Annotated in this window: 12 protein-coding genes; 5 read left to right on the forward strand and 7 right to left on the reverse strand. The window is 72.9% G+C overall.

All coding sequences use genetic code 11. From position 1 onward, the window contains the following. Nucleotides 1-531, reverse strand: a 531-nt coding sequence (locus ACM9LD_RS20730) for a glycosyltransferase (RefSeq protein WP_415678427.1), incomplete at its 3' end; no start/stop codon positions are given. Continuing rightward, a complete protein-coding gene (locus ACM9LD_RS20735; RefSeq protein WP_415678428.1) occupies nucleotides 528-1,481 on the reverse strand; it encodes an amino acid--[acyl-carrier-protein] ligase in 954 nt (317 codons plus the stop codon). The genes ACM9LD_RS20735 and ACM9LD_RS20730, both read right to left, overlap by 4 nt. A gap of 137 nt (nucleotides 1,482-1,618) precedes the next feature. Between ACM9LD_RS20735 and ACM9LD_RS20740 the strand changes: the two genes are divergently transcribed. From ACM9LD_RS20740 to ACM9LD_RS20750, 3 genes are read left to right on the forward strand one after another with little or no spacing between them, the layout of a single operon-like run. Then, nucleotides 1,619-1,858, forward strand: a complete 240-nt coding sequence (locus ACM9LD_RS20740; RefSeq protein WP_415678429.1) for an acyl carrier protein — start codon at nucleotides 1,619-1,621, stop codon at nucleotides 1,856-1,858. A 6-nt stretch (nucleotides 1,859-1,864) separates the two neighbouring features. Further along, nucleotides 1,865-2,971, forward strand: coding sequence for a glycosyltransferase (locus ACM9LD_RS20745; protein ID WP_415678430.1), 1,107 nt, complete (start codon nucleotides 1,865-1,867; stop codon nucleotides 2,969-2,971). Then, nucleotides 2,968-3,342 carry a holo-ACP synthase gene (locus ACM9LD_RS20750; protein WP_415678431.1) on the forward strand — a complete coding sequence of 125 codons (375 nt, stop codon included), beginning with the start codon at nucleotides 2,968-2,970 and terminating at the stop codon, nucleotides 3,340-3,342. The genes ACM9LD_RS20745 and ACM9LD_RS20750 overlap by 4 nt, the downstream gene beginning before the upstream one ends. Here ACM9LD_RS20750 and ACM9LD_RS20755 read toward each other — a convergent pair. Continuing rightward, complete coding sequence (locus tag ACM9LD_RS20755; protein WP_415678432.1) at nucleotides 3,339-4,670, reverse strand: exopolysaccharide biosynthesis polyprenyl glycosylphosphotransferase; 1,332 nt, start codon at nucleotides 4,668-4,670, stop codon at nucleotides 3,339-3,341. The two genes, ACM9LD_RS20750 and ACM9LD_RS20755, sit on opposite strands and share 4 nt — an antisense overlap. 158 nt (nucleotides 4,671-4,828) lie before the next feature. Between ACM9LD_RS20755 and ACM9LD_RS20760 the strand changes: the two genes are divergently transcribed. Beyond that, entirely contained in the window at nucleotides 4,829-6,247 is a 1,419-nt protein-coding gene (locus ACM9LD_RS20760) for a condensation domain-containing protein (RefSeq protein ID WP_415678433.1), read from the forward strand. A gap of 62 nt (nucleotides 6,248-6,309) precedes the next feature. Beyond that, the gene (locus ACM9LD_RS20765; protein WP_415678434.1) at nucleotides 6,310-7,167 is read left to right on the forward strand and encodes a class I SAM-dependent methyltransferase; all 858 of its coding nucleotides are present in this window, start codon (nucleotides 6,310-6,312) and stop codon (nucleotides 7,165-7,167) included. 12 nt (nucleotides 7,168-7,179) lie between these two features. Here ACM9LD_RS20765 and ACM9LD_RS20770 read toward each other — a convergent pair whose 3' ends face one another. From ACM9LD_RS20770 to ACM9LD_RS20785, 4 genes are all read right to left on the reverse strand, one after another. Continuing rightward, the gene (locus ACM9LD_RS20770) at nucleotides 7,180-7,767 is read right to left on the reverse strand and encodes an LGFP repeat-containing protein (protein ID WP_415678435.1); all 588 of its coding nucleotides are present in this window, start codon (nucleotides 7,765-7,767) and stop codon (nucleotides 7,180-7,182) included. Between the two features lie 62 nt (nucleotides 7,768-7,829). Next, nucleotides 7,830-8,597: a thioesterase family protein gene (locus tag ACM9LD_RS20775; protein ID WP_415678436.1), complete on the reverse strand. Its 768-nt coding sequence runs from the start codon at nucleotides 8,595-8,597 to the stop codon at nucleotides 7,830-7,832. Between the two features lie 138 nt (nucleotides 8,598-8,735). Next, the gene (gene katG / locus ACM9LD_RS20780; RefSeq protein ID WP_415678437.1) at nucleotides 8,736-10,955 is read right to left on the reverse strand and encodes a catalase/peroxidase HPI; all 2,220 of its coding nucleotides are present in this window, start codon (nucleotides 10,953-10,955) and stop codon (nucleotides 8,736-8,738) included. A gap of 205 nt (nucleotides 10,956-11,160) precedes the next feature. Beyond that, nucleotides 11,161-12,444, reverse strand: coding sequence for a serine hydrolase (locus ACM9LD_RS20785; RefSeq protein ID WP_415678438.1), 1,284 nt, complete (start codon nucleotides 12,442-12,444; stop codon nucleotides 11,161-11,163). Nucleotides 12,445-12,464: the final 20 nt, after the last annotated feature.

A 12,464-nucleotide genomic window follows, 5' to 3' on the forward strand; every position in this document is an offset into this window, starting at 1 on the left:
GCCGTCGGGGGCGGGGGTCGCGGTGAAGCGCGTGAGGTCGACGCCGGGCGGGATCACGGCGATCGCGCCGCGGTCGGCGCCGTATCGCGCGGCCAGGACGTCCGCGAAGGCCTGGGAGAGCACCACGAAGCGGTCGCTCCCGCGGTAGCGGGCGCGTTCGACGAGTGCCTTGGTCGCGACGGCGGCCCGGCCCTCGCCCGCGGTGGCGCTCTCCTGCGCCCACGGGCCGTGGAAGTGGGTGACGAGCGCGGCCCCGCGGGGTGCGGGCCCGTAGAGCGCGAAGTGCCGGTCGAGGACCGCGGTGCCGTCCGGCGCGCGCCGACGCGACGCCCGGACGCGGGCCGCGGTCGACCCGGCGTCGGGGCCCCACGTCGCGCCCCCGGGCTCCGGGGCACCGAAGGCCACGGCGGTCGCGGCGACGTCGGGACGCCGGCGCAGGGCCGCGTACAGGTCCGCGAAGTAGCGGGGCAGGCCGCCGGGTGCGGCACCCGGCCAGGTGGTCCCCGTCAGGTGAACGCGGACGCCCGTCACAGGTGTGCGGTGACGGCCGCGGGCCACGCCGTGCGGTCGAGGCCGTGCGTGGCGAGCAGCGCGAGGGCGATCCGTTCGATGCCGAAGCCGAGGCACGCGCTGTGCGCGGGCACGCCGTCCACGGTGGTGATGTCGAAGTGCACCCCGAAATGATCCCGAGGATAGTTGCTGGACGCAACGGCGACCCACGGAGCGTCGTCGCCGTACAGCGGCACGAGGACCTCGGTCTTGAGGTTCTCCATCGCCTGGTTCGCGGCGAGCATGCGCCCACCGCGGCCGAAGAAGGGGTCGGACGCGGATTCGTGGCGCACCCGCAGCCCCAGATCGGTGAGCAGGTCGGCGGCGCGGGCGACCCAGGAATCGCGGTGCGCGACCGCGGCCCGCTCGGAGCCGACGCGGACGATCTCGCGCATGCGGAAGGACTGCATGCGCTCCGGAGCAGGGGACGGCTCGCGGCGGAAGCAGTAGCCGGCGACGTCGACCCAGGCTCCGTCGCGGGGCAGCTGCCCGCTCAGGACCGGATACACCGAGTGGCACGCCGACGGGACGAGCGCGACGTCGCTCGCGTGGAAGTGGCCGCCCCAGTCGTGGCCCGCGTTGCGGCCAGCGAGGAGCAGGCGGTGCTCCGCGTCGCCACCCGTGTAGGTGGACACCGCCGCCGCGAGGTGCGGGAAGGACGCGATGTAATCGGTGCGGTCGAGGTACTCGCGCGGCATCACGGGAGGGAAGGAGAGCACGGTGGCGGCGCCGCCGTGCACGTCGCGGATGGTCCGCCCGACGAGGGCGTCGACCGCGGCCGTCAGCTCCGCGAACGCGGCGCCGTGGCCGTACACGCCGTCGACTCCCGACGGGATCAGGAGTCCGGCGTCGAAGAGGGAGTCGCGGAACTCCTGCTGGCGCGCGTGCAGGTCAGTAAAGTCGATCGCACGTGCTGCTGCGGCCTGCGTCATCGGTCTCTTCTCCGTGGCTGGAACCGTTGTCACTGCAACATGTTACCAGGCTAGGGTGTACGGCGGCGGCGCGGGAGTCGTGACTGCAAACGAGCTCGCGGTCGGCGTCGTGCCGGGGTGCGACGTACGGGGGAGGTGTGGTGGACGAGGCGATTCGCGCGATCGTGGCCGCTCACGGCCGGTTGACCAGGCCTGTTGCGGAAATTTCGGGTGGTGATGATCTGTATGCACTTGGTCTCACGTCCCACGCCGCAGTGAATGTCATGCTGGCTATTGAAGACCGATTCACTATCGAGTTCCCAGACGCGTCAATGACCAAGGACACATTTAGCACTTTGGATTCACTCGCGGCGACGGTCCGCGAGCTCGCCGGCTGAGGCCTGATGACGCGCATCGCCGTCGTCCACGAGCGGTGGACCGAACAGGGCGGCTCCGAGAACGTCGCGCGGGCTCTCGTCGACGCCTGGCCCGGCAGCCGACTGCACGTCGCTTTCGCCGACCCGCGCACCGTCCCCGCGGAGCTGCGCGATCGGATCGCCGTCACCGGGCTGGACCGGGTGCACCGGGCCCTCGGCCGTCGCTCGCACGCCCCGCTGATCCCGCTCGCGCCGGCGGCGTGGCGCCGGCACCGCCCGGACCCCGGCGCGGACGCGGTCGTCATCAGTCACCACGCCATGGCGGTCTCCGCCGCGCGGGCCTGGCCCGGCGTCGCGGTCATCGCCTACGTGCACTCGCCCGCCCGCTGGGCATGGCTGCCGGAGCTGCGGTCGGGGGAGGCCTTCGGCGGCGCGGGCAGGCTCGCGCTGGCGGGGCTCGCCGCGCAGACCCGGGCCGTCGAGACCGCCGCCGTGCCCCACCTCGACGTCGTGCTCGCCAACTCGACCGCCGTCGCGCAGCGCATCGAACGCTGGTGGGGCGTCCCGGCGCGGGTGGTGGCTCCGCCCGTCGACGTCGCGCGGTTCACGCCCGACGGTGCCGCCCCCGGCGGCTACTTCCTGGTCGCCGGGCGCCTCGTGCCGTACCGCCGGGTCGACGTGGCGATCCGTGCCGCGCAGCGCGCCGGGGCGCGCCTCGTCGTCGCCGGGGAGGGGCGGCACGACGCCGCCCTGCGCCGCATCGCGGGCGACGAGACCGTCTTCCTCGGCCGCGTCTCGGACGCGGAGATGGTGCGGCTGCAGCGCGACGCGATCGCCACGGTCATGCCCGGCGAGGAGGACTTCGGGATCGTCCCGGTGGAGGCCATGGCCGCGGGCACCCCGGTCCTCGCGCGCGCCGCGGGCGGGGCGCTGGACACCGTAGTACCCGAGGTCTCCGGGGTACTGGTGCCCGACGGTCCCGACGAGCCGTTCATCGAGTCACTCGCCGCGGCGATGCGCGACCTGCGGCCCGCGGACTTCGATCCCGCCGCCCTGCGCGCGCACGCCGAGCGCTTCTCCGTGCCCGCGTTCCAGGAGCGGATGCGCGCGATCGTGGCGGAGGCGGTGCGGTGAACCGTGTGGGGATCGACCTCGCCGAGGTGGCCGCGATCGAGGAGTCGGTGGCGCTCTTCGGGACGCGCTTCACGGAGCGGCTCTTCACGCCGGGCGAGCTCGCCGCGTGCGCGGGTGACGCGCGCCGCCTGGCCGCGCGCTGGGCGGCGAAGGAGGCGGCGATCAAGGCGCTGCGCCTCGGCCCCGCCGTGCCGACCCCACCGCGTGAGATCGAGGTCGCCGACACGCCCCGGGGCCCGGAGCTGCGGCTGCACGGCGGCCTCGCCGCCCGCGCCCGCGAGCAGGGCTGGCTCCGCGCCGAGGTCTCGCTGACCCACACGGACCAGTGCGCCGCGGCGGTCGTCCTCGCCGAGGTGCGGGCCGGCGGCTAGCGGCCGCCGCGACCGAAGAGCACCGTGCCGACCGAGATCAGCAGGATTTTCGCGTCGAGCCACAGGCTCCAGTTCTCGATGTAGTAGTTGTCGTACGATGCGCGGTCCCGGATGTCGGTGTCGCCCCGCAGCCCGTGGATCGCGGCCCACCCGGTCAGGCCCACCATCACGCGGTGCCGGGACTGGTAGGCGGGGATCTCCGCCCCGAAGCGGTTCGCGAAGTGCGGTCGCTCGGGCCGCGGACCCACCACGGACATGTCGCCGCGCACCACGTTCCACAGCTGCGGCAGCTCGTCGATCGAGTGGCGCCGCAGGAACCGGCCGAGCCGCGTGATCCGCAGCCGCTCGTCGGTCCAGTCGCGGTCCGACTCCTCGTCGGGGACCGGCCGCATCGTCCGGAACTTGTACAGCGAGAAGAGCCGGCCGTCCTGGCCGACGCGGGTCTGCCGGAAGAGGATCGGCGCGGTCGGCTCCTGGAGCTTGATCGCCACCGAGACCAGGAGCAGGAGCGGTGACAGCAGCACCAGCCCCACGAGCGAGGTCACGAACGAGGTCACGCGCTTGACCCGCCAGTGGCTCGAGCGCAGCGCCAGGCGGCGCACCAGCACCAGCGGCGTGGTGTGGATGCGGTCCATGTCGCGGTCCTGGTGCACGAACTCGTACAGCCGCGGGACGACGTAGATCTCGCAGTCCAGGGTGTCGCAGTCGCGTAGCGGCTCGACCAGCGTGGCGTCGCGGTCGCGGGAGAACGCGACGATCACCGTGTCGATGTCGTGCTCGCGGATCAGGCGCGCGAGATCGTTGCGGCGCGGGATCACCTCGACCGGGAACGCGGTGGCGTCGAGCGGGTCGTCGTCCATCACCAACACGGGACGCAGCCCGTACTCGGGGAACATGAACATCGAGTGGACCAGCTCGCCCGCGACCTTGCCACCGCCGATGACGAGGGTGCGCCCCCCGTTCTCGGGGTGCCGCGCGCGGTGCCGCCGGACCGCGCCGTAGTAGAGCACCCGCCCGGCGAAGAGCAGCACCCAGCACAGTGCCGCCCCGATCAGCTGGCTGTGGTCGTCGTACCAGACGGTGACGACGCCGAGCGGTGCGAGCATCCATCCGGCGATCGCCAGCTGCGGCGCGGCGTCGAGGGCGCTGAGGGTGATCCGCGTGCGGTACAGCCCGAACAGGTAGAACACGCTCACGGAGATCGCGGCACCCAGGACGCCCTCGATCACGTGACTGACCGGCGAGGCGGTCGACGTGTTCGTGGTCGTCAGGAACACGCAGATGAGGACGAAATCGAGGAACGCGAGCGCCCATGAGTGGCGGCGCATACGGCGGCCGCTGCCCGCCGGTGCGGCCGGTGCACCGTTCGGTCTCATGGGCTCCTCAGGACTTTCCGATGTTGCTCCGTCGCTCGAATATAGGACATTGTCGCGATGCTGTGACAACCAGTGCATTCCGCCGCTCGGCCGCACGTAGGGTGAGCGGCGTGCAGCCACTCCCTTCGCAGGTCGCGATGCTGCAGCTCGCTGCGCAGCGCCCGAGCGCGCGCTCCCTCGTGATCGACGCGGCGTGGCGTACCGAGCTCCCCATCGACACCGCTGCCCTCACCCGGGCCGCGACAGCGGCGCTCGCCGAGGCCGAGGCCGCGGCGGTCGGGGCGGTCGTCGACGACGGGGTGCGGCTCGTCGCGACCCGTCCCGCTCCTGTCGAGGTGCAGCGGTTCGCTTCGGAGGAGGCGTATCGGGCGTGGCGCGCGGGTGGCACGCTGCACCTCGACGGTGGGCCGCTGGTGCGCGCGACGATCGCGCGGATCGGCGGCGCCCACGTGGTGCGCGTGCTCGCGCACCACGCCGTCCTCGACGGCTACGCGGTCACCGGCGTCTTCCGCCGGATCGTCGCCCGCGTGCGCGCCGAGGCCGACGGTGCGCCCCTCCCGCACGAGCGCCTGGGGGATCTCGCGGCCCTCGCGGCCGAGACCGCGCCCCAGCGCCCGCCCGACACCGCCTTCTGGTCCGCCGCGACGGACGGCGTCGGCGAACCCGGCCTCGAGATCGCCCTCGCGGAGCGCACCGCTGCGCCGTCGGACAGTCCCCGGCAGCACCGCGCGAGGATCGCGGCGCCCGGCGTCGCGGGCCGCCGGTCCTGGCCGGCGGAGGCCGTCGGCACCGTCGCGGCGTACACCGCCCGGCACCTCGGTACCGCGGACGCCCACGTCGGGGTGACCGCCGGCCTGCGCCGGACCGCTCTCGAGCGGGCCACTCCCGTGCAGTGGATGGCGGTGGTGCCCACCCGCCTGGCCGTGCCCGCGGAGGCGACGCCCGCGAGCCTGGCCACAGAGGTGCGCGGCTGGCTGGCGGCGGCTTCGGAGCGGATCGCGCGCGGCGAGCGGCCCGAGGACCTGCTCACCGCGGTGCCGGCCGCGTGGCGCACCGGACGCGTCTACGGCCCCATCGTCAACGTCCTCCCGGACGTGCGGACCGACGGCTGGTCGCTGGACGTGGCGGCCTGGGGGCCGGTCGCGGACTGCCTGATCTCGGTGTACTCAGAGCCCGGCGACGACCTCGTCGTCGACGGCGTCTTCCATCCGGATCTCTACGACGCGGCGTCCGCCGCCGCCCACGTCGACGCGATCGCGGACCTGCTCGGCGCGGCCCTCGCCGCGCCGAGCGCGCCGCTGCCCGCGGTGCCGGCGCGGCCGGTGGACCCGGCTCGGGTCGCGGTGCCCGGCGGGTGGGTGGTGCCCGCGCGGATCCGCGCGGCCCTGGCCGCCGCCGGCTTCCCCGCGCACGACGTCGAACTGCGGACCGCCCCGCCGGTCACGGTCGTGCTGCGCGGCGTGGACCCGGCTCGCCTGCCGGATGCGCGGGCCGTGCTGCCTCCGGGCGTGCGCGTCCGGATCGCGTGACGTTTTGCCGGAACGGCACGAGAACTTGCCCGGCACGTCGCGCCGTGGGCACGCTGGATCGCATGGCGGACCACGCACATACGCACGCGCACACCCATCCGGACTGGGCGGCCCTCGCGGCCGAGATCGAGGCGGAGGGGGAGGTTCTCCTGCCGTACGCGACCCGGGCCTTCGATGTGCTCGCCGATCGCCTCGCCGCACCCGCGACGGTGCTCGACGTCGGTGCCGGCCCCGGGGTGTTCACCGAGGCGCTGGCGGCGCGATTCCCGGCGGCGCGCGTGATCGCCGTCGACGGCGCCCCCGCGCTGCTGGACCGGGCCCGCGAGCGCGGCGCAGCATCCGGCCACTCGATCGAGACGCTGCGCACCGACCTGCCGGCGGGATTCGCGGAGCTGCCCGCCGCCGACCTCATCTGGACCGCGCAGACGATGCACCACGTGGGGGACCAGGTCGCCGCGGTCGCGGCGCTCGCCGGCCGGCTCACCCCCGGCGGTGTGCTCGCGGTGGCCGAGGGCGGGTTGCCCTCGCGGTTCCTCCCGCGCGACATCGGGCTCGGGCGCCCGGGCCTCGCCGAGCGGCTCGACGCCCTGCAGTCCGCCGGCTTCGGGGAGATGCGGGCCGCGCTCGACGGCACCGTCGCCGCGCCCGAGGACTGGCCCGCGATCCTGCGGGCGGCGGGCCTGCGCGACGTGGAGGCGCGGACCTTCCTGGTCGACCGCCCCGCCCCGCTCGACGACGGGGCCCGCCGCGGCGTCGCCCACATGCTGGGCCGCTACCTGCGGATGGCGGACCGCCTTGACCCGGACGATGTGGAGGTCCTGCGCCGGCTCACCGACCCGGCGGACCCGCAGAACGTGCGACGCCGCCCCGATGCCTTCGTGCTCGCCGCACGCACGGTGTACATCGGGACGGCGTCGTGACCGTCGTCGGGACTAGGAGACCGTCGCGACCCCGTCGCGGAAGGTGATCGTCCCGTTCTGGAAGGTCTGCTTGATCGCGCCGCCCTCGGCGGTCTCGTCGCTGGTGGGGTAGCCCAGCTTGCCGGCCTCGTGGCCCTGGTCGCCCCACTTGTCGCCGATCACGCCGTGCACGACGTGCGCGCCCGAGGCCTCGGACCAGTAGATGGTGCCGCCCTTGAGGGTGAGGTACTTGCCCTTGCCGTCCGGCAGCGCCGAGACGGGGCCGAGCGGCGCACCGAGGTGCCCCTTGTCGTAGCCGTACTTCGCGTACTCGCCGATGATCGGGCCGTCGGTCAGCGTGACCTCCGTGCCGCCGGGTGTCGCGATGCTGGTCGAGGGAACGGCGGCCTTCGACTCCGAGCCCGCGCCGTTCGCTCCGGACTCGCCCGCTCCGGCGCCGTTCGCACCGGTGACGGCCGACGCCGCGCTACCGGCCGCCGACGTCGCGGCGTCCTTGGCGTCGTTCGCCGTGTCCTTGGCGTTGTCGCAGGCGGTGAGGGCCACGGTCAGCGCGGCGGCGGCGGCTACTGCACCGATCGTCCGAGTGATCCGAGTATTCATGAGAGCTCCCTTCGGCAGGGTGAATTGAACGCTCGGAATGTAACCACACTCTTGACTGCTTTTCAGCGTAGACGCACGGTTTGTATCTGATCGACGGTTCCGACCGGGCCCGCGATGTCGTGAATGACCGAATGGGTCAGACCTGCGCCATCGGGTCCCGTCGAGACCCTGGTGTCGAAGCCGAGAGCAGGGCCGACGGGGTCCCGGAACAGGTGCGCGGTGAGGTCGAGGTTGGGGTACGCCACCTCGTCCGGAGTGAACCGGGGTGTCATGCCGTTGGCGATGTCAAACAGGCGTGCGGCGCGAGCGATCGGGCCCGTCGGCTCGTCGAGAAGTTCGACGTCGGACTCCACCCAGTACGCCGCCCGGCCGGGGTGGACCTCCTGGCGCCGGGTTCTCGCGGACGCGATGTAGCCGCCGGGCCAGACCGCGCTCGGATCGTACTGCGGCATCCGGTCGGCGGGCGGTATCGGATCGAGCTCGGAGCCGGCGACCTCGCGCGTGTCGCGCCGGTCGAGCAGCCAGGCGCGCAGGACGAGTCCGGCGCGGCCGCCGTGGCTCAGGGTCGCCTCGACGAGTTCGATGGTGCGTCCCGCCCGGATCACGCGCACGTCGACCTCGACGGTGTCCATCGGCAGGGTGCCGAGGATGTCGTAGGAGAGGCGCGCGATGCGCAGGTCGTCGTCGCGGCGCGCGTCCCGGTCGTGCTCCACGGCGTGCGCGAGCAGTCCCATGGGCGGTGCGATGTGCTGCTCCGCGGTGTTCCATCCGCCGGAGACGTGCGCGGTCGGGCGGAACGTGGTCGCGGAGACCCGGTCGAAGTACGGCATGGGGTGAGCGTACGCCTGCGACCGGCGCGAATCGCATTCAGGGTTAACTCTCGCTAACTGAAATTCGATGGGGGAACGACCGCGCCCCGCACACCGGGAACGGTGTGCGGGGCGCGGCTTCCGGCCGGTGGAAGAGGATCAGGCCTTCACATCGAACCGGTCTGCGTTGGCGAGCTTGGTCCACGCGGCGACGAAGTCGCCCACGAACTTCTCGCCGGCGTCGGAGGCGCCGTAGACCTCCGCGATGCCGCGGAGGATCGAGTTCGAGCCGAAGACGAGGTCGGCCCGCGTGGCCGTCCACTTCTTCTCGCCGGTCGCCCGATCGGTGCCCACGTACGTCGAGTCGTCGTCGGAAGCCGGAGCCCACTTCGTCGACATGTCGAGCAGGTTCACGAACCAGTCGTTGCTCAGCGTGCCGGGGCGGTCGGTGAAGACGCCCGCCTCGGAACCGCCGAAGTTGTTGCCCAGCACGCGGAGACCGCCGATGAGCACCGTCATCTCCGGCGCGGTGAGGCCGAGCAGGTTCGCCTTCTCGACGAGCAGGTACTCCGCCGGCATCGGTGCGCCCTTGGCGACGTAGTTGCGGAACGCGTCGAAGCGCGGCTCGAGCACGGCGAAGGACTCGACGTCCGTGTCGGCCTGCGTCGCGTCGGTGCGGCCCGGCGTGAACGGGATCGTCACGTCGACGCCCGCGGCCTTCGCCGCCTGCGCCACGCCCGCGTTGCCCGCGAGGACGACGACGTCGGCGAAGGAGACCTTCTTGCCCGACTCGGCGTTGAAGGCCTCGACGACGCCCTCGAGCGTCCGGATCACCTGGGCGAGCTCGTCGGGCTCGTTCACCTCCCAGCCGGCCTGCGGCTGCAGGCGCAGGCGGCCGCCGTTGGCGCCGCCGCGCTTGTCGGTGCGGCGGAACGAGGAGAAGGCCGCCCATGCGGTCTTCACGAGCTGGGCGGTGGTCAGGCCGGTGGCCAGGATGCGCTCGGTGATCGCGTCGGCGTCGGCGGCGTCGATCGGGGTGCCCTCGGCCGCGGGGATCGGGTCCTGCCACAGGTGCTCGGTCGTGGGCACGAGCGGGCCGATGTAGCGCGAGGTCGGGCCCATGTCGCGGTGGAGCAGCTTGAACCAGGCCTTGGCGAAGGCGTCGGCGAGCTCCTGCGGGTTGTCGAGCCAGCGCTTCGTGATGGCGCCGTAGATCGGGTCGAAACGCATCGAGAGATCGGTCGTGAGCATCGACGGGTGGGTCTTGCCCGTGCCGAAGGCCTCCGGCACCGAATTCGCCCAGCCGCCGTCCTTGGGGCGCCACTGGTTCGCGCCCGCGGGGCTCTGGAAGAGCTCCCACTCGTTGCCGTACAGGATCTCCAGGAAGCTGTTGTCCCACTTGGTGGGGGTGTGCGTCCAGATGACCTCGAGCCCGCTGGTCACGGCGTCCTTGCCGACACCGGTGCCGTTGTGGCCCTTCCAGCCGAGGCCCTGCTGCTCGATCGGGGCGGCCTCGGGCTCGGGGCCGTTCTCCGCCGGTCCCGCGCCGTGGGTCTTGCCGAAGGTGTGGCCGCCGACGATCAGCGCCGCGGTCTCCTCGTCGTTCATCGCCATGCGACCGAAGGTCTCGCGGATGTCGTCCGCGGCGGCCAGGAAGTCCGGCACGCCCTCGGGGCCCTCGGGGTTGACGTAGATCAGGCCCATGTGGGTCGCGCCGAGGGGCTGGTCGAGCTCGCGCTTACCGGAGAACCGGCCGTCGGAGCCGAGCCACGTGTGCTCGGGGCCCCAGTACACGTCCTCGGGCTCGGCGACGTCGGCGCGGCCGAAGGCGAAGCCCTCCGTCGTGAAGCCCATGTCCTCGAGGGCGACGTTTCCTGCGAACACGATCAGGTCGGCCCAGGACAGCGTGCGGCCGTACTTCTGCTTGACCGGCCACAGCAGGCGGCGCGCCTTGTCGAGGCTGACATTGTCGGGCCAGCTGTTGAGCGGCGCGAAGCGCTGCAGGCCCGCGCCGCCGCCGCCGCGGCCGTCGGTGGTGCGGTAGGTGCCGGCGGAGTGCCACGCCATGCGGATGAACAGCGGGCCGTAGTGCCCGAAGTCGGCGGGCCACCAGTCCTGCGACTCGCGCATGACGGCGACGACGTCGGCGCGAACGGCGTCCACGTCGAGCGTGGCGACCGCGGCCGCGTAATCGAAGTCGGCACCCAGGGGGTCACCCTCGGCGGGGTTGTTCGCGAGCACCTTCAGGTTGACCTCGTCGGGCCACCAGTCGCGGTTGCCACCGCCGGCCACGGGCGGGCGCAGCGAACCGTGGGCGACGGGGCAACCGCCGCTTCCGCTCGTCTGTTCCTGGGGGGAGGTGGTCTGATCCTCGGACACGGCGTTCCTCTCGGTACGGATGTGTGTACGGCTGTTGAAGCGAGGCGGCCGGGCTGGCGGGCCGCGCGTCCTTCACTGTACGTCCGCGGAGCGCCGGATTCCAGCTTTTCTGGAATTATTCTAGAAATACCTGAAAGTCGAGGTGAAACGCCCTATCGCTACGGTAGGAATGCCCTATGGAAGGGGGCTGAGACGAGCTCCGGCGTCAGTCGCGCGCGCGAGGAAAGGCCGCGCCGATGGCGTCCAGGAGAGCCGGGTAGCGCTTCGCCTCCGGGTGGCCTCCCGGCTTGCCGCTCGAGACGACGGCGACCGCCAGATCCCGCTCCGGGTCCGCCCACATCGCGATCTCGGTGAGGCCCGTGTGTCCGAAGGTGGCCGGGGCGTGCCGGCCGAACGGGCCGAACCGCTCCGAGCCCAGCATGTACCCGGTGCCCCACCGCAGGGGCGCGCCGCCGGTCGCGAAGTCGGGACGCAGGCGCCGCGCCTGCCGGGTCGCCGCCGCGAGGGTCTCGGGGCGGAGCACGCGCACCCCGTCGAGCTCGCCGCCGCGGCGCAGGATCTCCGCGAACCGGGACAGCTCCTGCGCGTTCGAGACGAGGTTCGACGAGGGCACGATCCCGGTGAGGAACTGCGGCGAGTTCGACATCGGCACGATCTGCTGCATCGTGCCGCCCACCACCTTCCGGAAGGCGGCCTCGATCGCGGGCGGGGCGGGCCTGCCCGTCGCGTAGCTCAGGCCGACGGTGGGCAGGTCCTCCGCCGCGACGCCGAAGTTGGTCCACCGGAAGCCCAGCGGGTCGAGGATCTCCGTGGCCGCGATCTCGCGGATCGTCCGCCCCGTGGCGGCCAGCACCAGCTCGCGGACCAGCGGCCCCCAGGTGAGCGCGTGGTAGAAGTGCAGCCTGCCGGGGGAGTACACGGGCTTGATGCCGGCGAGCATCGCCCGCGTGTACGCGCTGTCCTCGGACCGCTTCAGGTCCGGCTTGGGGCCGGTGTTGATCGGGATGCCCGCGCTGTGGGTCAGCACGTGCCGCACCGTGATCCGGTCCTTGCCATCGCTGGTGAACTCCGGCATGTAGTCGGCCACGCGGGCCTCGATGTCGAGGTCGCCGCGCTCGATCAGGCGGTGCAGCACCGTGACCGCCACGCCCTTCGCGGTGGAGTACGTGCAGAACGGGGTGTCGACGGTGACGGGCACGGGCTCCGCCGCCTCGTCCCGGTTCGACGGGAGGTCGGGGCCGTTGCCGCGGGCGTGCCCGATAGCGCGGTCGAGCACGACGCGGCCGCGGTGCCGCACGCACACCTGGATCGCGGGCTGCATTCCCGCCGCGTACCAGGACCGGGCGGCGAGCCAGATGCGCTCCATCGCGCGCCGGTCCACGTCGGTGTGGTCCTCGGTGCCGACGTCGGTGATCGCATCCAGGTCGCGCGGGACGCGGATGCGTCCCTCCTCGGATGCGGGGGCGGCCGGCACGGTGTCGCTGCTCACGGGACGAGCCTACGGATAGA

It is taken from the genome of Tsukamurella hominis (assembly GCF_965137015.1).
Lineage (GTDB): Bacteria > Actinomycetota > Actinomycetes > Mycobacteriales > Mycobacteriaceae > Tsukamurella > Tsukamurella hominis.

What these genes read in the sequence shown, in the direction of transcription:
- ACM9LD_RS20770 (WP_415678435.1), bottom strand. Translation starts at nt 7,767, where the DNA reads ATGAATACTCGGATCACTCGGACGATCGGTGCAGTAGCCGCCGCCGCC.
- ACM9LD_RS20765 (WP_415678434.1), top strand. Translation starts at nt 6,310, where the DNA reads ATGGCGGACCACGCACATACGCACGCGCACACCCATCCGGACTGGGCG.
- ACM9LD_RS20745 (WP_415678430.1), top strand. Translation starts at nt 1,865, where the DNA reads ATGACGCGCATCGCCGTCGTCCACGAGCGGTGGACCGAACAGGGCGGC.
- ACM9LD_RS20755 (WP_415678432.1), bottom strand. Translation starts at nt 4,670, where the DNA reads ATGCGCCGCCACTCATGGGCGCTCGCGTTCCTCGATTTCGTCCTCATC.
- ACM9LD_RS20775 (WP_415678436.1), bottom strand. Translation starts at nt 8,597, where the DNA reads ATGCCGTACTTCGACCGGGTCTCCGCGACCACGTTCCGCCCGACCGCG.
- ACM9LD_RS20735 (WP_415678428.1), bottom strand. Translation starts at nt 1,481, where the DNA reads ATGACGCAGGCCGCAGCAGCACGTGCGATCGACTTTACTGACCTGCAC.